Source organism: Mangrovibrevibacter kandeliae (assembly GCF_024519155.1).
GTDB classification, from domain to species: Bacteria; Pseudomonadota; Alphaproteobacteria; order Rhizobiales; family Rhizobiaceae; genus Mangrovibrevibacter; species Mangrovibrevibacter kandeliae.
Map to the genome: position 1 here is coordinate 310586 of NZ_JANIFJ010000005.1, position 18163 is coordinate 328748.

Below are 18163 nucleotides of genomic sequence, written 5' to 3' on the forward strand. Positions count from 1 at the left end.
ACGCGTCTGACCGCGACGCCATTCGCAACCCGCGGGCGCTTGTGGCACAGTGCCCGCTGCCCGGCCGGCGCTGATTCTCCTTGTGCCGCGCCGCCTTAGACGAGAAGCAGCAGACACCGCTCATGGGCGCCTACATCCTTCGCCGCCTGCTCCTGATGATCCCGACACTGATCGGCATCATGGCGATCTCCTTCGTGGTCATCCAGTTCGCGCCGGGCGGACCGGTCGAACAGGTGCTGGCCGAACTGCAGGGTCAAGGTGGCGGCGCGGCCGAACGCGTCAGTGGCTCGGGTGCCGATTTCGGCGCGCAGCAATCGACGCAAGGCGGCTCGAACTCGGGATATCGCGGCGCGCAGGGGCTCGATCCGGAGTTCATCAAGCGGCTGGAGAAGCAATTCGGCTTCGATAAGCCGCCGCTCGAGCGCTTCGGCAAGATGCTGTGGGACTATCTGCGCTTCGACTTCGGCGACAGCTACTTCCGCTCCGTCTCGGTGATCGACCTGATCCTGGAAAAGATGCCGGTGTCGATCTCGCTTGGCCTGTGGATCACGCTCCTCTCCTACCTGATCTCGATTCCGCTCGGGATCCAGAAGGCGCTGAAGGACGGCTCGGCCTTCGACGTGTGGACCAGCGGCGTCGTGATCGTCGCCTATGCGATCCCCGGCTTCCTGTTCGCCGTCCTCCTCATCGTCCTCTTCGCCGGCGGCTCCTTCTACGACCTGTTCCCGCTGCGCGGGCTCCTGTCCGACAACCTGCACGGCGACTGGTGCGCGCCCTGGGACAACTCGTTCAGCTTCCCGCGCTGCTTCGGCCGCGTCGTGCCGGACTACTTCTGGCACCTGACGCTGCCGCTGATCGCGCTGTCGCTCTCGGCCTTCGCCACGACCACGCTGCTGACGAAGAACTCCTTCCTCGACGAGATCCGCAAGCAGTACGTCACCACGGCCCGGGCGAAGGGGTTGACCGAGCGGCGCGTCCTCTACGGCCACGTCTTCCGCAACGCCATGCTGATCATCGTCGCCGGCTTTCCGGGCGCCTTCATCTCGGCCTTCTTCACCGGCTCGCTGCTGATCGAGACGATCTTCTCGCTGGACGGCCTCGGCCTGCTCGGCTTCGAGAGCATCTACAAGCGCGATTACCCCGTGGTCTTCGCGACGCTCTACATCTTCTCGCTGATCGGACTTCTCACGAGCCTGATCTCCGACCTCACCTACACCTGGATCGATCCCCGGATCGACTTCGAGCGGCGGGAGGTCTGAGATGGACACGATCCGCGACGCCGACCGGCCGCAGGAACTCGAGGCCCGCGACACGGCACTCGACGAGGCGGCCGGGCTCGGCCAGTTGTCGCCCGAGCCGAGCCGACCGCCGCGCCTGTCGCCGCTCAACCAGCGGCGCTGGCGCAACTTCAGGGCCAATCGCCGGGGCTACTGGTCGCTGTGGATCTTTGCCGTGCTGTTCGTGGTGACGCTGCTCGCCGAGGTGGTGGCCAACGACAAGCCGCTGCTCGTCGAGTACAAGGGCGATTTCTACTACCCGATCCTGGTCGACTACCCCGAGGAGGTGTTCGGCGGCTTCCTGCCGGTCACGAACTACCGCGATCCCTTCGTACAGGACGAGATCGACCAGAACGGCTGGGCGATCTGGCCGCCGATCCGCTACTCCTACCAGAGCGTCAACAACGAGATTCCGACCCCGGCGCCCTCCGCTCCGTCCTGGACCTTCACCAAGGAGGAGCGCTGCCAGCGCTATCCCCAAGGCGTCGACGATCCGAACTGCATCGTCGGCAACTGGAATTGGCTCGGCACCGACGACCAGGCACGCGACGTCCTCGCCCGGCTGATCTACGGCTTCCGCATCTCCGTGCTGTTCGGCCTCGTGCTGACCGCCGCCTCGGCGGTGATCGGGGTCTTCGCCGGCGCGGTGCAGGGCTATTTCGGCGGCTGGGTGGATCTGTTGTTCCAGCGCTTCATCGAGATCTGGTCGTCGATCCCGGTCCTCTATCTGCTGCTGATCATCGCCGCGATCCTGCCGCCGGGCTTCTGGATCCTGCTCGGGATCATGCTGCTCTTCTCCTGGGTGGCCTTCGTCGGCGTGGTGCGGGCGGAGTTCCTGCGCGCCCGCAACTTCGAATACGTCAACGCGGCGCGCGCGCTCGGCGTCGGCGACTGGACGATCATGTTCCGCCACCTTCTGCCCAACGCGACGGTGGCGACGCTGACCTTCCTGCCCTTCATCCTGAACGGCTCGATCTCGACGCTGACCTCGCTCGACTTCCTCGGCTTCGGGCTGCCGCCCGGCTCACCCTCGCTCGGCGAGCTTCTCGCTCAGGGCAAGAACAACCTGCAGGCGCCCTGGCTCGGCATCTCCGGCTTCCTCGTGATAAGCCTGATGCTGTCGCTGCTGGTCTTCATCGGCGAGGCCGTGCGCGACGCCTTCGACCCCAGGAAGAGCTTCGGGTAGGACAGGTCGAGAGGACAATGGCCGTGGGCGAGATCGGTAAAATCACGAAGACGCTCGAACTGAATGAACTTCCCGAAGATGTGCGCGCGGCGTTCGCTCCGGGCAAGCCGGTGACCGCCGTCTTCGAAGGCGAGTTCGTCGAGCCTGAACCGGCCGCGGACGCGATCGAGGCGCGGCAGTCGTCGCTCCTGAGGTTCTGGGGGGCCGCGGCAGATCGGAACCCGAGCATCGAAGAGGCCGTGGCGCGCGTTCGCGAATTGCGGGACGAATGGGACTGACCGGCGGCACCATCTATCTCGACACGAACGTCTTCATCGACCTGGTGGAGCGGCGGAACGACACCCTGAGGCGATTCGTGCAACGTGTCGCGGCAGACAGAGGCCAGCTATTCACGAGCGAATTGACCTTGGCCGAGGCCCTCGCCAAGCCGGTCGAACTCGAAGACGCCGCTCTGGTGGATCTACGAGCAAACGCTCGTGTCCGGTCCGCTGCTGCTGGTGGTGCCGGTCGATCGGACCATTCTGAGACGGAGCGCCACCATGCGGGCGAAACTGAAGAACAAACTCGCGGACGCGATCCATATCGCGACAGCCGTCGAAACCGGATGCAGCCACCTCCTGTCCGAGGACAGACGGTTGCAACTACCCGAAACCGTCGTTCGCCTTCGAGCCCTTGATCTCGATGGTGCCGAAGACAGATGAGCGATCGCCGGACCATGCATGACGACCACCACCCTTCGGGTGACCACGGCCACCACCACGGCCATTCGCACAACGCCATCGGCGGCCACGCCCATGGCGCCAACGAGCGTCGGATGACCATCGCCGCCATCCTCACCGGCGCCTTCATGCTGGCCGAGGTCGTCGGCGGCCTGTGGTCCGGCTCGCTGGCACTGCTCGCCGATGCCGGGCACATGCTGACCGACTTCGCGGCGCTCGGCCTCGGCGTCATCGCGTTCCGGCTGACGCGCAAGCCACGCGACGACAGGCGCACCTATGGCTATGATCGCTTCGAGGTGCTCGTCGCCTTCGTGAACGGCCTTGCGCTCTTCGCCATCGCCGCGCTGATCGTCTACGAGGCGTGGCACCGGCTCGAGCAGCCCGCCGCGATCCTCGGTGGCCCGATGCTCGCGATCGCCGCGGCCGGACTGCTCGTCAACGTCGCGGTGTTCTTCGTGCTGCACGGCGGCGACCGTGAGAACCTCAACATGCGCGGCGCGCTGCTGCACGTGATGGGCGATCTTCTCGGCTCGGTCGCCGCGCTCGCCGCGGCGCTGGTGATCCTCCTCACCGGCTGGACCCCGATCGACCCGATCCTGTCGGTCCTCGTCGCGCTGCTGCTGCTCGCCTCCGCCTACAGGCTGGTGCGCGACGCCGGTCAGGTGCTGCTCGAGGGGGCGCCGACCGATCTCGCCGTCGAGGCGGTCGCGCCGCATCTCACCCGGCAGGTCGCCGGGCTGCGCGAGGTTCACCATCTGCATGCCTGGACGATCACGCCCGAGCGCAAGATGGCGACTCTCCACGCCTGCCTGGAGGAGGACAGCGACGCAATGGCGGTGACGCGTGCGATCAAGGCCGAGATGCGCGAGGCCTTCGGCATCGGCCACACCACGGTCGAGATCGAGTACGGCATCTGCGCGGACGAGGTGGAAGACGGCTGTGGTCACCGGGAGCACGCGCACCATCCGCACGATCACGCCGGCCACACCCACTCCGACCATCACGCCCACGCCGCGCCCGTCTGAGGAACCCCGCATGGACCAGGTTGCAGCCCGGACGTCACCCGCCGAGACCCTCCTCTCGGTCCAGGACCTCGCCGTCGCCTTCCGCCAGGGCGAGCGCGTCTCGACCGCCGTCGACGGCATCTCCTACGACATCGCGCCCGGCGAGACGGTGGCGCTCGTCGGCGAGTCCGGCTCCGGCAAGTCGGTGTCGGCGCTCTCGATCCTGAAGCTCCTGCCCTACCCGGCCGCCAGCCATCCGCGGGGCGCCATCCTCTATCGCGGCGAGAACCTGATCGACGACGACGAGCGCGACCTGCGCAAGGTCCGCGGCAACAAGATCTCGATGATCTTCCAGGAGCCGATGTCCTCGCTGAACCCGCTGCACACGATCGAGAAGCAGGTCGGGGAGGTGATGAAGCTTCATCGCGGACTGTCCGACCGCCAGGCGCGCGAACGCGTGCTGGAACTCTTGCGACAGGTCGGCATCCGCGAGCCGGAGAAGCGTCTCGGCGCCTATCCGCACCAGCTGTCGGGCGGCCAGCGCCAGCGCGTGATGATCGCCATGGCGCTCGCCAACGAGCCGGACCTCCTGATCGCCGACGAGCCGACGACCGCGCTCGACGTCACCGTGCAGGCGCAGATCCTGGAACTGCTGAAAAAGCTGCAGGCCGATCGGCACATGGCGATGCTGTTCATCACCCACGATCTCGGCATCGTGCGCAAGATCGCCGACCGGGTCTGCGTGATGTATCGCGGCAAGATCGTCGAGACCGGGCCGACCGCAGCGATCTTCGAGAACCCGCAGCATCACTACACGCGGCACCTCCTAGCTGCCGAGCCGAAGGGCGCGCCGCCGCCGGCCAACGCCAATGCGCCTGTTGTGATGGAGGCACACGACCTCAAGGTCTGGTTCCCGATCAAGACCGGCCTCCTGCGCCGCACCACCGATCACGTCAAGGCGGTGGACGGCATCGACATCGCGATCCGCGCCGGCCAGACCGTCGGCGTCGTCGGCGAGTCCGGCTCGGGCAAGACGACGCTCGGCCTCGCGCTGTCGCGCATGATCTCCTCGCAGGGCGAAATCCGCTTCGAGGGCGAGCGCATCGACACCCGCGCTCTCCGCGCGATGCGGCCCCTGCGCGAGCGGATGCAGATCGTCTTCCAGGACCCGTTCGGCTCGCTCTCGCCGCGCATGTCGATCGCCGACATCATCGCCGAGGGGCTGCGCATTCATGAGCGTTCCCTGTCGGCCGCGCAGCGGGACGCTCGGGTGGTTTCGGCGCTCGAGGAGGTGGGTCTCGATCCGGCGACCCGATTCCGCTATCCGCACGAGTTCTCCGGCGGCCAGCGCCAGCGCGTCGCGATCGCCCGGGCGATGGTGCTGAACCCGCGCTTCGTCATGCTCGACGAGCCGACCTCGGCGCTCGACATGAGCGTGCAGGCGCAGGTCGTCGATCTCCTGCGCGACCTGCAGAAGCGCCACAACCTCGCCTATCTCTTCATCAGCCACGATCTGAAGGTGGTGCGTGCCCTGTCGAACGAGGTGATCGTGATGCGCAACGGCGTCGTGGTCGAGCGCGGGCCGGCGGACGAGATCTTCGATCGGCCGCAGACCGACTACACGAAAGCCCTGATGGCAGCCGCCTTCCGCATCGAGACGGCGCCGACCGGGGTGGTGTCGCAGTGAGCCACTATCGCGACGCGCTCGCCGACCAGCCGCTCGACTTCGAGATCCATGCGCAGGAGGTGCTGGCCGACAACTTCCGCACCTTCAGCGACTGGACGGTCTCCTATCGCGGGCTCGACGACGGAGAGATGCGCGCGCCGGTTCGGCGGGAGGCGATCGCCATCGGCTCGATCGTGGTCGTCGTGCCCTACGATCCGGCGCTCGATGCGATCGTCGCGATCCGGCAGTTCCGCATCGGCGCGGCCCTCGCGACGGCGAACGCGGCGTCGCTCGAGCTGCCGGCGGGCCTGATCGACCCGGGCGAAGCGCCGGACGAGGCCGCGGCGCGCGAGCTGACGGAGGAGACCGGGCTCGCGGCGAAGGCGATCGAGCGCTGCTACGCCTTTCTCTCCTCGCCGGGCTTCTCCGACGAATACGCCATCATCTATCTGGCCATCGTCGATGCGTCGGACCTGCCGAGCGCCGCCGGTCAGGCAGACGAAGGCGAGGACATCCGGCCGGTTCTGGCGAAGGTCGACGAGTTGATCGATGCGGTGGACGAAGGCCGCGTCGAAAACGGCTTCCTCGTCAACTGCACCCACTGGTTCGCCCGCAAGGGGCGTGCCCGCGCCGCCGCGCTCAACGCCACCCTCGACGAGGCCTGATCCATGACGATCCTGTTCAGCGCCACCGGCTTCGATCCCGGCCGTTGGCTCGACATCCTGCGGCGCGTGGCGCCCGAACGCTCCGTCATCACCGAACGGAGCGGAAGCGACGACGCCGCAGTCGACTATGCGATCGTCTGGAAGCAGCCGCCCCGTGCCCTCCTCGGCCTGCCCGGCCTCAAGGCCATCTTCTCGCTCGGCGCCGGGGTCGATCACCTCCTGCGCGATCCGGATCTGCCGGACGTGCCGATCGTGCGGGTCGTCGCCGAGGACCTCACCCAGCGCATGACGGAATTCGTCGTCTGGCGGGTGCTCGACCATCTGCGGCAGGGCCGCGTCTATCGCGAGCAGCAGGGCAAACGCCTCTGGCACGAGCGCTCCCAGCCGGCGGCGGGCGCCGTCACCGTCGGCATTCTCGGCCTTGGCGAACTCGGCCGCGACGCGGCGGACAAGCTCGGCGCACTCGGCTTCCGGCTGGCCGGCTGGACGCGCAGCCCGCGCACCGTCGGCGGTGTCGAGACGTTCCACGGCGCCGAGGGCCTCACCCGGTTTCTCGCGCTGAGCGACATCGTCGTCGTGCTGCTGCCGCTCACGGCCGAGACCGCCGGCATCGTCGACGCCGCGTTCCTGTCGAAGATGAAGTCGGTGACGCCGCTCGGCGGCCCGGTGCTGATCAATGCCGGCCGGGGCGGCCTGCAGGTGGAGGCCGACATCCTCGCCGCGCTGGATGCCGGCACCCTGATGGAAGCCTCGCTCGATGTCTTCGCGACCGAACCCCTTCCACAGGACAGCCCGCTCTGGGCGCACCCGCGGGTTTTCGTCACGCCGCACGCCGCGGCGGTCTCCGACCCCGAGGCGCTGCTGCCGCTGATGGTCGCCCAGATGGACGCGCACGACCGCGGCGATCCGCTGCGCCATCTGGTCGATCGTAGCGCCGGGTACTGACGCCGATCAGAGCAGGTCGCGATAAGCGGCCGTCCCGCAACCGCGGCGATTCTCATCGCTCGTGCCGCCTTTCCCGTCGAGCAGGCCGAGGTCGCGAAGACGCTGAGCCGGAAGCGTCGACGGATCAATGGGATTGATGCGCGCTCGCCTGGCGCCAGCGCTGCGCAACACGCGTTTCAGCCGGTCGACAAAGACGGCGACGCGGTTACTCCGCGCGAAATAGAGAAGCGACATTACCTGTATCGCGGCGTTTTCCGCTCCGCGCTCCAATTGGTTCATGCCCCTTCATCTGCGCCTGCGGCCGCTTGTCTTCCAACGAAAGCTCGATCATCCTGCATAAGGAGGATTGATGCATGACCGGTCGCGACCTGCCGCCGCTCGCGGCGATCCGCGTCTTTGAGGCGGCCGCACGGCACTTGAGCTTCACCCGGGCCGCGGCCGAGCTGGGCATGACCCAGGCGGCCGTGAGCTATCAGATCAAGGTGCTGGAGGAGCGTGTGGGGACGCCGCTCTTCCTGCGCCGGCCACGCGCGGTCGAGCTGTCACCGACGGGCCAGCTTCTGGCACCGGCGACGACCGAGGCGCTGGATCGGCTGGCGGGGGTCTTCGCGGCCGCGAGCGGCAGTGCCGGCGACGTCCTGTCGCTCAGCGTAATCCCCACCTTTGCCGCCAACTGGCTGGCGCCGCGGATCGGCAGCTTCCAACTGCACCATCCGCACATGGCGACGCGCATCGACCCGACGCGGCGCGTTGCCGACTTCAAGCGCGAGGACATCGATGCCGCGATCCGCTCCGGCGACGGCCAGTGGCCGGGCCTGATCGCGCACCGGCTGTTTCCCGTGGAGTTCACGCCGATGCTCGGCAGGCCGCTGGTCGAGCGGCTGGGGTTGCCGACGAACGCCGCGGACCTGATGCGCTATCCGTTGATCGATCCGGAGGACCCGTGGTGGCGGCTCTGGTTCGAGCGCTGCGGGGTCGTCGGCTTCGATCCGCACCGCTGGCCTTCGTCGCGCATGGGCGACCAGCATCTGGAGGCGCGGGCGGCGATTGGCGGATCGGGTGTCGCCATTCTCACGCCGACCTTCCACCGGACCGAGCTCGACTCCGGCGCGCTGATCCAGCCCTTTGCCGCGATGGCGGAGGAGGCCCGCTTCTACTGGCTCTGCTATCCGGAGGGACGCCGCAACCTGCCGAAGATCCGCGCCTTCCGGGATTGGCTGCTCGCCGCGGTGGATCCGGCGCGGCCGGTGCACGGCGCACCCGCCTGAACCGGCCAGTCGGGCAGCACTCGTTCACCCACTTTCGCCAGGACGGGACGGTGTTCGACCGGCTCGGGCGCCCGTCCTCGCACATCGGCTCGTCCGGTCTAGGCCCGTGGGGCGGTCGCGGGACCGCAGGGACGCCGAAGCCATGGATCTTCAGCCGACAGCGAGCCGTCGGACCCCGGTCACCGGCGCGCCCTTCGCGGCGATCCGGGCAATGGCTTCGGCCAGCGGCTCGATGGCGGTCATCATGTGATGGGCGTTGGCGTGCAGCAGCCGCTCGCCATCCAGCATGATTCCGACATGTCCGGGCCAGAACACCAGATCGCCGCGCTGCAGCGCCTCGACGCCCGCCAAGCGGGTGCCGACTTCGCGCTCCTGCACGGAGCTGTCGCGGGGCGCGGCGATGCCCGCCATGGCGCAGGCGATCTGGACGAGGCCGGAGCAGTCGATGCCGCTCGCCGTCTTGCCGCCCCACAGATAGGGCACGCCGAGGAAGCGTTCGGCGACTGCGACATAATCCGGCGAGCGCTGGCCGATCGGCGCCAGATGCTGGATCACGATCGCACCCGCCGGCTCGACGAGGGCATAGCGGGCATTGTGGTCCTCTGCCTCGCCGACGACGCGCACCGCCGCGCCCATCGGCACGTCGCCGAGCGGCGGTCGCTTGATGTCGGGGCCGGGGAAGACCAGCGTGCGCGGTGCGATCACGACATGCGTCGGCACCGGGTCGGCTTGGCCGAGCGCGCCGGTTGGCAGGTAGCCGACATAGCCGTCCGCTGCGAGTTGCACCCAGGCCCAGCCCTCGCGATCCTCCTCGAAGACCGACACCGCCTCGCCGTGCAGCGCCTCGGTGTCGAGCGGCGCATCCGCACGCGGCTGGCGCCGCAGCGGCGCGACGGCCGCCGTCACCCTGGCTGGCCGGCCGGCGACGAAACGCGCGGCTGCCACCTGGCCCTCCAGCCGGGCGTCGGCGAGATCATCGCGGAACGCGTTCAGACGCGGATTGAGAGTCACGACGCGAGAGCCCCCGCCTCTTCGACGAACTGGTCGGCCATCCGGGCGACGTAGAGGCTGCCCGCCGGGGTTCGCCGGACCAGCACGCTCCGCTTGTCGGCGTCGTCGCGGCGTCGCTCGATGAGGTCCATGCGGCCGAGCGTGTCGAGCGCCCGGGTGATCACCGGCTTCGTCACGTTCAGCCTTGCGGCCAGGCCGCGCACCGTGTGCGGCGGCGGCTCCAGATAGATCGTCAAGAGGATCGCCGTCTGGCGCAAGGTGAGATCGGGAGCCTGACTTCGGGCCTGGCTGAGCGAAGTTCGATGCAGGAGGCGCAGCGCCTGCGCCGGTCTCAGTTCAAACCCCACCGCCCGACTCAGCCTCGTTTCGCCTGCGAACCGAAAGCTAGAGTCGAGCAGAGCCGTCGCCAAGTCAGCGACTAGGGTATTTCGCGGCGACGAGCGCATGGAGCGCACGGATCGCCTGCGCCTCGCCCCCGACGGGACCGTACGGGCCCGCCTTCGGCCGCCAGCCGTAGATGTCGAAATGCGCCCAGGTCTTCGCCTGCTCGACGAAGCCCTGGAGGAACAGGGCGGCGGTGATCGAGCCGGCGAAGCCGTCGCTCGTGACGTTGTTGATGTCGGCGACCTTCGAGGCGAGATTGCCGGCGTAGGGCGACCAGAGCGGCAGGCGCCAGACGGGATCGGCGACCTGCGAAGCGGCTTCTGACAGCGCGGCGGCGAAGGCGTCGTCGTCGGTGTAGAAGGGCGGCAGGTCCGGACCGAGCGCGACGCGCGCCGCGCCGGTCAGGGTCGCCATGTCGATCAGCAGCTCCGGTGCCTCCTCGTCGGCGAGCGCCAGCGCGTCGGCGAGAACGAGCCGTCCCTCCGCATCGGTGTTGCCGATCTCCACCGTTTTGCCCTTGCGGCTCCTCAGCACGTCGCCGGGGCGGAAGGCCGCGCCCGAGATCGAGTTCTCGACCGCGGGCACCAGCACGCGCAGCCGCACGCCGAGCCGGCGGGCCATCACGAGGCGGGCCAGCGCGAGCACGTTGGCCGCACCGCCCATGTCCTTCTTCATCAGGAGCATCGCCGATGCCGGCTTGATGTCGAGGCCGCCGGTGTCGAAGGCGACGCCCTTGCCGACGAGGGTCAGCTTGGGCGCGTCGGAGGCGCCCCAGGTCAGGTCGATCAGCCGCGGTGCGACGGCGCTGGCCCGGCCGACGGCGTGGATCATCGGGAAGTTCTGCGACAGGAGGTCGTCGCCGACGACACTGCGCATTTCGGCCCCGAACTCGGTCGCGAGGGCGCGGGCGGCGGCCTCGATGCCGTCCGGTCCCATGTCGTTGGTCGGCGTGTTGATGAGATCGCGGGCGAGCGCGACGGCCTCGGCCACCGCGACCGCCTCGTCCGGGTCAACGCCGTCGGGAACGACGAGCCGCGGCCCCTCGCCGTCCTGCGGCTTGCGGTAGCGCTCGAAGCGATAGCCGCCGATCAGGAAGGCCTGCGCCGCGAGTGCCGGATCGAGTCCCTCCTGCGCCGCGAGCCGCCAGTCGCCCGCCGGCAACCCGGCGAGCGCTCCGACGAGGAGGGAGCGCATCGGCGCATCGCCGCGCGCGCCACCCTCTTCGCCGCCGAGCCCGAGCAACGCGCCGGCGAGGCTCCCTTCGGCCCCGGGCACGGGCAGGAGTTCGCCGGCTCCCGCCTTGAAGCCGACGAGCGCCGCCCAGTCCCGGGCGGCCTGCGGCGCCGCCTCCAGGGCTCGCGCCGCGACGGGCCAGACAGGCAGGGCTCCCGCATGGTCGGGAGGCAGCAGGCGATGATGCATGGGATGTCCTTCACGTCCTCGGCGGCCGGATCAGCGCCGCGCCACCCGAGTCAATCTTCAGGCAGGGTTAACGACCTAGGGTCCGGCGACGGCGCGTCCAAAGACAGGGATGCGTCAGCACGGCCGGACAGGAGATCGCCTTTGCCCTCGTCGTATTATAAGCCGGCCTGCCGGCAGCGGAAGGCACTCCTCGTTCCGGCGTTCTGCGCGATTGCCGCCCTCGCCGCGTGCAGTTCGACCTCGAAGCTCACCACCGGCTCCATCAGCCGCCCGGTGACCGGGGCGGCGCTCGCCAGCATGAGCAGCGCCGAGCTCAACGGCGTGGTGCGGCGCTACGGTGCCGCCTACGATAAGAACCCGAAGGACAAGACCGTCGGTCTCTCCTACGCAGCCGCCCTCCAGATGACCGGCCGCAACGACCAGTCTCTGGCGGTGATGCAGCAGATGGCGATCGCCTTCCCGAAGGACCGGGAGGTGCTCGCCGCCTATGGCAAGGCGCTCGCCGCCTCCGGAAATTTCGATAAGGCGCTGGATGCGATCCATCGCGCCCAGACGCCGGACTATCCCGACTGGCGCCTGCTGTCGGCGGAAGGGGCCATCCTCGACCAGATCGGCAAGCCGGACGAAGCGCGGGTGCTCTACCGCAAGGCGCTCGACATCCAGCCGAACGAGCCGTCGGTGCTGTCCAATCTCGGCATGTCCTACCTCCTGGCGCGCGACCTCAAGCAGGCCGAGGCGACCCTCCGGCAGGCCGCGCAGCAGCCCGGCGCCGACAGCCGCATCCGGCAGAACCTTGCGCTGTGCGTCGGACTGCAGGGGCGGTTCGACGAAGCCGAGAAGATTGCCTCGGCCGAGCTTCCGGCGGACCAGGCCACCGCGAACGTCGCCTATCTCCGGCAGATGCTGGCACAGCAGAACACCTGGTCGATGCTGAAGGACGGCGACAAGCCGAAGTCCTGACCCCCGTCGCCGACCCTCGCGCCCGTCGCCTCGCACACGGCGTCGACCGGTGCCGGAGGTCCTCCGCCCCGGGCGGGCGCCGGCGTCTCAGTGCGCGATGCCCATCGCCTGGATCACCGCCGGCCCGATGATCACCGCGAACAGCACCGGCAGGAAGAACAGGATCATCGGCACGGTCAGCTTCGGCGGCAGCGCCGCGGCCTTCTTCTCGGCCATGTTCATGCGGATGTCGCGGTCCTCCTGCGCGAGCGTGCGCAGGACGGTGCCGAGAGGGGTGCCGTAGCGCTCGGCCTGGATCAGCGCCGTCGAGACCGACCGCACGCCGTCGAGATCGGTGCGCATCACCAGATTCTCGTAGGCCTGCTTGCGATCGGTCAGGTAGGAGAGTTCGGCGTTGAGGAGCACCAGCTCCTCGGCGAGCGGCACCGACTGGATGCCGATCTCGTCGGCGACGCGGCGAAATCCCGCCTCGATGCTGATGCCCGACTCGACGCAGATCAGCAGCAGGTCGAGCGCGTCCGGCCAGGCCCGGTTGATCGACTTCTTGCGCTTGGCTGCCTTGTTGGAGACGTAGAAGATCGGCGCATAGAAGCCGATATAGGCCACGATCAGGCAGATCACGAGGCGAACGAAGAACGGGCGTTCGGCCATGATGCCGATGCCGAAGACATAGGCTGCGGCGAGCACGAAGAAGACGATCGGCAGGAGCGCACGCAGGAACAGGAACAGCGTCAGCGGCCGCTTTCCGCGATAGCCGGCCGTGCGCAGCTTCTGCACCGTCCTGTCGTCGGCGAGCGCCTTCTTCAGGTCGAGCCGCTCGACGACGGCAGCGGCCACGCCCCGCTGTTCGCGTTCGCGCAGCGAGCCGCCGCGATCCTTTTCGGCGCTGAGGCGGGCGCGCTCGCGCGCCCGCACCTCGTCGCGCTCGAGCGCCACGGCCTTCATCCGGCCCTTGAGCTCGTTGCGGGCGAGCAGCGGCAGGGCGACCGTCATCAGCGCGGCGAAGGTCGCGACGGCGACGAGCACGCCGAGCAGCGTGGTCATCGGTATGCCGAACAGGCTGTCCACCGTGGTGCTCCTCCTTGCGCCGCCCGCCGACCTAGAAGTCGAAGTTGATCATCTGCTTCATCACGAGAACACCGATCGACATCCATATCGCCGACGCGGCGAGGATCATGTTGCCGATCGAGTTGGTGAACAGAAGCGTGATGTAGTCGGGCGTGGTGACGTAGACGAGCAGCGCCACCACCACCGGCAGCGAACCGATGATGCCGCCTGAGGCCTTCGCCTCCATCGAGACGGCCTGGATCTTGGCCTTCATCTTCTTGCGCTCGCGCAGCACCTTCGACAGGTTGCTCAGCGCCTCGGACAGATTGCCGCCGGCCTGCGACTGGATGGTGATGACGATGGAGAAGAAGTTGGTCTCCGCCAGCGGCACGTTCTGGTAGAGCCGTTCCACCGCCTGCGCCGTCGTCATGCCGACCTGCTGCGCCTCCACGATCTTCACGAACTCGCCGCGAACCGGCTCCGGCGTCTCCTGGGCGAGCATGCGCAGACAGTCGTTCAGCGGCAGGCCGGCCTTGATGCCGCGGACGATCAGGTCGATGGCGTTCGGGAACTCGGTGATGAACTTGTTCTTGCGGCGCTTGGCGCGCCGGTTGATGTACCAGCGGGGCAGGCCGAGCCCTCCGATCACGCCGAGGCCGAGCGCGACGAGCAGCGACGGCTGAAACAGCAGTCCGAAGAGCAGGCAGACGAAGCCGGACACGATGCTCCACACCACGTAGGCGCGCACGGTGATCGGCAGGCCGGCCTGCTCCAGCCGCCGCGCCAGCGAAGGATTGGACACGTGCTTGTCGCGCTCGCGCTGACGGGTCTCGATCTCCTTCAGCGAGGACTGGATGTTGCGCCGCCGCCGGGCCGCCTCCTGCACGCGATCGCGCGCGACGCCCTTCGACAGGCTGTCGGTCTCGGCCGTCTTGTACTGCTTCAGGCGCGTGCCCGCCCGTCGCTCCTGCGAAATCCGCGGCTCGAGCAACGCATAGGCGAATGCCGCCACGGCGAGCGTCGTGAGCGCGACGAAGAGGACGATGGCAAGGGTCGGGCTCATCAGATGCCCTCGCCCTTCATCTCGGAGGCGTCGAGGGCGGTGGCAAGGCGCTGCTCCTCGCCGAAGTAGCGGGCGCGGTCCCAGAAGACGGGCCGGCCGATGCCGGTGGAGCGGTGGCGGCCGACGATCTTGCCGTTCGCGTCCTCGCCGAGGATGTCGTAGACGAAGAGGTCCTGGGTGGTGATGACGTCGCCTTCCATGCCCACCACCTCGGTGACGTGGGTGATGCGGCGCGAGCCGTCGCGCAGGCGCGCCGCCTGGATGATGACGTCCACCGAGCCGACGATGATCTCGCGCACCGTCTGGGCCGGAAGGGTGAAGCCGCCCATGGCGATCATCGATTCCATGCGCTTCAGGCACTCGCGCGGCGAGTTGGCGTGGATCGTGCCCATCGAGCCGTCGTGGCCGGTGTTCATCGCCTGCAGGAGGTCGAACACCTCCGGACCGCGCACCTCGCCGACGATGATCCGCTCGGGCCGCATGCGCAGGCAGTTCCTGACGAGGTCGCGCATGGTGATCTCGCCCTCGCCCTCGATGTTCGGCGGGCGGGTCTCGAGGCGGACCACGTGCGGCTGCTGCAGCTGCAGCTCGGCCGAGTCCTCGCAGGTGATGATCCGCTCGTCCTCGTCGATGTAGCGGGTGAGGCAGTTGAGCAGCGTCGTCTTGCCCGAGCCGGTGCCGCCGGAGATGACGACGTTGCAGCGCACCCGGCCGATGATCTGGAGGATCGCGGCGCCCTCCGGCGTGATCGCCCCGAACTTGACGAGCTGATCGAGGGTCAGCTTGTCCTTCTTGAACTTTCGGATGGTCAGTGCCGGACCGTCGATGGAAAGCGGCGGCACGATGACGTTGACGCGCGAGCCATCCGGAAGGCGCGCGTCGCAGATCGGCGAGGATTCGTCGACGCGCCGGCCGACCTGGCTGACGATGCGCTGGCAGATGTTGAGGAGCTGCTGGTTGTCCTGGAACCGGACCTTCGATTCCTGCACCTTGCCGCCGACTTCGATGAAGGTCTGGCGCGAGCCGTTGACCATGATGTCGGCGATGTCGTCGCGGGCCAGCAGCGGCTCGAGCGGGCCGTAGCCGAGCACGTCGTTGCAGATCTCCTCGAGCAGTTCCTCCTGCTCGGAGATGGACATCGCGACGTTCTTGATCGCGATGATGTCGTTGACGATGTCGCGGATTTCCTCGCGCGCGCTCTCCGGCGCCAGCCGGGCGAGCTGGGAGAGATCGATCGTGTCGATCAGCGCCGCGAACACCTCGGTCTTCGTCGTATAGAAGGTTTCGGACTTTGCCTTCATCGGGGCGCGCGGCGGCGCGACCGGCGCGGGGGTCGCGGCCGGGGCCGTGCGGCCGAGGCCTGCGCCACGGCTGTCTTCCAGCACCGGGGGAGCCGAGCTGACGGGCATCGCCGCCGACATCGGCGGTGCGCTGACGACCGGCTTCGCCGGCTCGCTCGCCGGAGCTTCGGGCCTTGCGCCCTCTTTGCCGCGCTTGCCGAACATGGCTAGACGATCCTCGTGAACACGCCGGCCTTACCTGCCACGCAGGCGGCCGAAAAATTGCAGGGGCGAAGCCTTCTTCGGCCGCTTGGCGGTGACGCGGCCGGTGAGCACGTGCGCGATCTGCTGGAACGCTTCGACGGCGGGATGTTTGGCGTCGGTCTCGGCGATCATGCGACCGTTGTTGGCGGCCATGCCGAAGACGTGCGGATCGAACTGGATCAGCGCCACCGGCTCGAGTCCGAGGGGCTCCACGAACTCCTCGGGCGAGATCTCGGGCCGCTTGGGCATCGCCAGCTGGTTGAGCACGAGCCGTGGCAGGCGATCGTTCGGACGGTGCCGCCGCAGCGTGTCGACGAGGTTCTTGGTGTTGCGCAGGTTGGCGAGGTCGAGGGTCGCGGTGATGACGATTTCGTCCGCACGCCCGAGCACGGTGCGGGTCCAGTCCGTCCAGATGTGCGGCACGTCGAGCGACACCACCGGCGCGCCGCGCTGGGCGGTATCGATCAGGTCGTTGAAGGCGTCGGACGCGAAGTCGTACGTGCGGTCGAGGATCGAAGGGGCCGCGAGCAGCGACAGGTGGTCGGAGCACCGTGCGAGGAGGCGATCGAGGAAGACGTCGTCCATCCGGTCGGCCGAGTAGACGGCCTCGGCGATGCCCTGTGCCGGATCCTGGTCGAAATTGATGTTGGCGGTGCCGAAGGCGAGGTCGAGATCGGCGAGCACCACGTCGGTGGCGAAGAGCTTCGAGATCGACCACGAGACGTTGTGGGCGATCGTGGAGGACCCGACGCCGCCCTTGGCGCCGATGAAGGCGATCGAGCGGCCGAGCCGCGCGGCGTCCGGCGAGACGAAGAGGTCGGTGACGATCCCCATCACGTCGGCCATGCCGACGGGCGCCACCATGTATTCGGAGATGCCGCGGCGGATCAGGTCGCGGTACAGGTTCACGTCGTTGTAGTGGCCGATGATCACGACCTTGGAGCCGGGATCGCAGACTTCGGCGAGCCCCTCGAGCTCCTCGACGAGTTCGGCCGGCGCGAAGCGGGACTCGAGGATCACGAGGTTCGGCGTCGGCGCGTTCGTGTAGTGCTCGATGGCCGCGCGGATGCCGCCCATGTGGACGCGCATGTGCGCCTTGGCCATGCGCCGGTCCTGGCCGCACTTCTCGATCGGCCCGGCGACGCTTTCGGTCTCGCAGAAGGCCTGGATCGAGATGCGCGGGATGGCCCGGGCGAGCTCCATGCCCTCGGGCGTCTCGCCGTCCATGCCGCCGGCCGGATCCGCGAACGCCATCGCTTCCGTGCTGCTGTTGGCCATCGCGCTCACCAGTCGTAGTCGAGATCGGTTGGGGGCTTGGCCGACGCCGTCGCGGCGCCGGTGCGATACTTGTCGAGCATGTTGGTGCGCCGCTCGGCATCGATGCCGGTGGAGGCGCGCGGCCCGAGAAGGTCGCGCGGATCGACGATCTGGGCGGCGAGGTTCTGCTGCGAGGCGCAGCCGAAGTTGAAGTAGTTCTTGTTCTCGCTCGTGTCGCCGAGATCCTCCGGCCAGCGGCCGCACGGCGCGGTCCGCGCGGCCAGCGCGTTGAACGAGAGACGGATTGGCGCCGGCCCGGAAAGACCGCCGGCCTCGTAGGGCTGAAGCAGGATGCGGTCGTTGGCGATGCCCTGTCGGCGCAGGATGGTCACGACCTCCTTGGAGGCGATGCCGGCCGCCGCCTCGTTGAGCGAGCCGGACGGCAGCATCACGCGGATGACCGAGGCGCCGGCGGTCTTGAACCGGCCGGCGAATTCTTCCACGCGGGCCCGCGCCGACTCGGGCAGGCGGTGCTCCGACGAGACCACCGGCAGCTCGATCGCGGTCTCGGCCTCCGACACGACGATCGGATGGCGGGTGCGATAGTCGTCGGGAACGGCGCCGACGTCGACGCTGTGCCGGTCGGCGCAACCGGCGAGCAGTGCGGCCGCCAGAACGGCACCGGCCGGCAGGCGACGCAGGCGGCGGGGCCTGGAAGTGTGGCCCAGGCGGGCGGGCATGGACA

The 18163-nt window shown here is 68.5% G+C and carries 19 protein-coding genes and 1 pseudogene; 11 read left to right on the forward strand and 9 right to left on the reverse strand.

All coding sequences use genetic code 11. The features are described 5' to 3' along the window. Positions 1-122: 122 nt before the first annotated feature. The 9 genes and pseudogenes from NPA30_RS15045 to NPA30_RS15080 all read left to right on the forward strand — a co-directional run bounded on the left by NPA30_RS15045 (position 123) and on the right by NPA30_RS15080 (position 7462). On the forward strand, positions 123-1259 hold the full coding sequence (locus NPA30_RS15045) for a microcin C ABC transporter permease YejB (protein ID WP_256803550.1): 1137 nt from the start codon (positions 123-125) through the stop codon (positions 1257-1259). A gap of 1 nt (position 1260) precedes the next feature. Then, positions 1261-2463, forward strand: coding sequence for an ABC transporter permease (locus tag NPA30_RS15050; protein ID WP_256803551.1), 1203 nt, complete (start codon positions 1261-1263; stop codon positions 2461-2463). 23 nt (positions 2464-2486) lie between these two features. Next, positions 2487-2741: a hypothetical protein gene (locus tag NPA30_RS15055; RefSeq protein WP_256803552.1), complete on the forward strand. Its 255-nt coding sequence runs from the start codon at positions 2487-2489 to the stop codon at positions 2739-2741. After that, positions 2732-2896: pseudogene (locus NPA30_RS19640) on the forward strand (PIN domain-containing protein); the annotation flags it as partial. The gene NPA30_RS15055 and the pseudogene NPA30_RS19640, both read left to right, overlap by 10 nt. A gap of 43 nt (positions 2897-2939) precedes the next feature. Beyond that, complete coding sequence (locus NPA30_RS15060; RefSeq protein ID WP_256803553.1) at positions 2940-3164, forward strand: type II toxin-antitoxin system VapC family toxin; 225 nt, start codon at positions 2940-2942, stop codon at positions 3162-3164. Beyond that, positions 3161-4207, forward strand: a complete 1047-nt coding sequence (locus NPA30_RS15065) for a cation diffusion facilitator family transporter (RefSeq protein ID WP_256803554.1) — start codon at positions 3161-3163, stop codon at positions 4205-4207. Before NPA30_RS15060 ends, NPA30_RS15065 begins: the two co-directional genes overlap by 4 nt. A 10-nt stretch (positions 4208-4217) precedes the next feature. After that, entirely contained in the window at positions 4218-5873 is a 1656-nt protein-coding gene (locus tag NPA30_RS15070; RefSeq protein ID WP_256803555.1) for an ABC transporter ATP-binding protein, read from the forward strand. Continuing rightward, a complete protein-coding gene (locus tag NPA30_RS15075) occupies positions 5870-6517 on the forward strand; it encodes an NUDIX domain-containing protein (protein ID WP_256803556.1) in 648 nt (215 codons plus the stop codon). The genes NPA30_RS15070 and NPA30_RS15075 overlap by 4 nt, the downstream gene beginning before the upstream one ends. Before the next feature lie 3 nt (positions 6518-6520). Continuing rightward, complete coding sequence (locus tag NPA30_RS15080; RefSeq protein ID WP_256803557.1) at positions 6521-7462, forward strand: 2-hydroxyacid dehydrogenase; 942 nt, start codon at positions 6521-6523, stop codon at positions 7460-7462. 6 nt (positions 7463-7468) lie between these two features. Here the strand turns inward: NPA30_RS15080 and NPA30_RS15085 are convergent, their stop codons facing one another. After that, positions 7469-7741, reverse strand: coding sequence for a hypothetical protein (locus NPA30_RS15085; protein ID WP_256803558.1), 273 nt, complete (start codon positions 7739-7741; stop codon positions 7469-7471). Positions 7742-7815: 74 nt separating this feature from the next. On the opposite strand from NPA30_RS15085, the gene NPA30_RS15090 reads away from it, so the two are divergent. Next, a complete protein-coding gene (locus NPA30_RS15090; protein WP_256803559.1) occupies positions 7816-8730 on the forward strand; it encodes a LysR substrate-binding domain-containing protein in 915 nt (304 codons plus the stop codon). A 150-nt stretch (positions 8731-8880) separates the two neighbouring features. Here the strand turns inward: NPA30_RS15090 and NPA30_RS15095 are convergent, their stop codons facing one another. The 3 genes from NPA30_RS15095 to NPA30_RS15105 all read right to left on the reverse strand — a co-directional run bounded on the left by NPA30_RS15095 (position 8881) and on the right by NPA30_RS15105 (position 11547). After that, positions 8881-9741 carry a C40 family peptidase gene (locus NPA30_RS15095; protein ID WP_256803560.1) on the reverse strand — a complete coding sequence of 287 codons (861 nt, stop codon included), beginning with the start codon at positions 9739-9741 and terminating at the stop codon, positions 8881-8883. Continuing rightward, entirely contained in the window at positions 9738-10088 is a 351-nt protein-coding gene (locus tag NPA30_RS15100) for a MarR family transcriptional regulator (RefSeq protein ID WP_256803561.1), read from the reverse strand. Before NPA30_RS15100 ends, NPA30_RS15095 begins: the two co-directional genes overlap by 4 nt. Positions 10089-10152: 64 nt before the next feature. Continuing rightward, positions 10153-11547 carry a leucyl aminopeptidase family protein gene (locus NPA30_RS15105; RefSeq protein ID WP_256803562.1) on the reverse strand — a complete coding sequence of 465 codons (1395 nt, stop codon included), beginning with the start codon at positions 11545-11547 and terminating at the stop codon, positions 10153-10155. 141 nt (positions 11548-11688) lie between these two features. Here NPA30_RS15105 and NPA30_RS15110 point away from each other — a divergent pair, with 141 nt between their 5' ends. After that, complete coding sequence (locus NPA30_RS15110) at positions 11689-12507, forward strand: tetratricopeptide repeat protein (RefSeq protein ID WP_256803563.1); 819 nt, start codon at positions 11689-11691, stop codon at positions 12505-12507. 87 nt (positions 12508-12594) lie between these two features. Here NPA30_RS15110 and NPA30_RS15115 read toward each other — a convergent pair whose 3' ends face one another. Genes NPA30_RS15115 through NPA30_RS15135 form a run of 5 tightly spaced genes read right to left on the reverse strand, consistent with a single transcriptional unit; the run spans position 12595 to position 18158 of the window. After that, positions 12595-13551 (reverse strand): type II secretion system F family protein, encoded by a 957-nt coding sequence (locus NPA30_RS15115; RefSeq protein ID WP_256803619.1) that lies wholly within the window; start codon positions 13549-13551, stop codon positions 12595-12597. 55 nt (positions 13552-13606) lie between these two features. Beyond that, complete coding sequence (locus tag NPA30_RS15120) at positions 13607-14620, reverse strand: type II secretion system F family protein (RefSeq protein WP_372338829.1); 1014 nt, start codon at positions 14618-14620, stop codon at positions 13607-13609. Continuing rightward, positions 14617-16122, reverse strand: coding sequence for a CpaF family protein (locus NPA30_RS15125; RefSeq protein WP_256803565.1), 1506 nt, complete (start codon positions 16120-16122; stop codon positions 14617-14619). Before NPA30_RS15125 ends, NPA30_RS15120 begins: the two co-directional genes overlap by 4 nt. Positions 16123-16152: 30 nt before the next feature. Next, complete coding sequence (locus NPA30_RS15130; RefSeq protein WP_372338824.1) at positions 16153-17439, reverse strand: AAA family ATPase; 1287 nt, start codon at positions 17437-17439, stop codon at positions 16153-16155. 5 nt (positions 17440-17444) lie between these two features. Then, positions 17445-18158: a CpaD family pilus assembly protein gene (locus NPA30_RS15135; protein WP_256803566.1), complete on the reverse strand. Its 714-nt coding sequence runs from the start codon at positions 18156-18158 to the stop codon at positions 17445-17447. Between the last annotated feature and the right edge of the window lie 5 nt (positions 18159-18163).

What these genes read in the sequence shown, in the direction of transcription:
- NPA30_RS15115 (WP_256803619.1), bottom strand. Translation starts at nt 13,551, where the DNA reads ATGACCACGCTGCTCGGCGTGCTCGTCGCCGTCGCGACCTTCGCCGCG.
- NPA30_RS15080 (WP_256803557.1), top strand. Translation starts at nt 6,521, where the DNA reads ATGACGATCCTGTTCAGCGCCACCGGCTTCGATCCCGGCCGTTGGCTC.
- NPA30_RS15045 (WP_256803550.1), top strand. Translation starts at nt 123, where the DNA reads ATGGGCGCCTACATCCTTCGCCGCCTGCTCCTGATGATCCCGACACTG.
- NPA30_RS15105 (WP_256803562.1), bottom strand. Translation starts at nt 11,547, where the DNA reads ATGCATCATCGCCTGCTGCCTCCCGACCATGCGGGAGCCCTGCCTGTC.
- NPA30_RS15050 (WP_256803551.1), top strand. Translation starts at nt 1,261, where the DNA reads ATGGACACGATCCGCGACGCCGACCGGCCGCAGGAACTCGAGGCCCGC.
- NPA30_RS15085 (WP_256803558.1), bottom strand. Translation starts at nt 7,741, where the DNA reads ATGAACCAATTGGAGCGCGGAGCGGAAAACGCCGCGATACAGGTAATG.
- NPA30_RS15090 (WP_256803559.1), top strand. Translation starts at nt 7,816, where the DNA reads ATGACCGGTCGCGACCTGCCGCCGCTCGCGGCGATCCGCGTCTTTGAG.
- NPA30_RS15125 (WP_256803565.1), bottom strand. Translation starts at nt 16,122, where the DNA reads ATGTTCGGCAAGCGCGGCAAAGAGGGCGCAAGGCCCGAAGCTCCGGCG.
- NPA30_RS15065 (WP_256803554.1), top strand. Translation starts at nt 3,161, where the DNA reads ATGAGCGATCGCCGGACCATGCATGACGACCACCACCCTTCGGGTGAC.
- NPA30_RS15135 (WP_256803566.1), bottom strand. Translation starts at nt 18,158, where the DNA reads ATGCCCGCCCGCCTGGGCCACACTTCCAGGCCCCGCCGCCTGCGTCGC.
- NPA30_RS15130 (WP_372338824.1), bottom strand. Translation starts at nt 17,439, where the DNA reads ATGGCCAACAGCAGCACGGAAGCGATGGCGTTCGCGGATCCGGCCGGC.
- NPA30_RS15070 (WP_256803555.1), top strand. Translation starts at nt 4,218, where the DNA reads ATGGACCAGGTTGCAGCCCGGACGTCACCCGCCGAGACCCTCCTCTCG.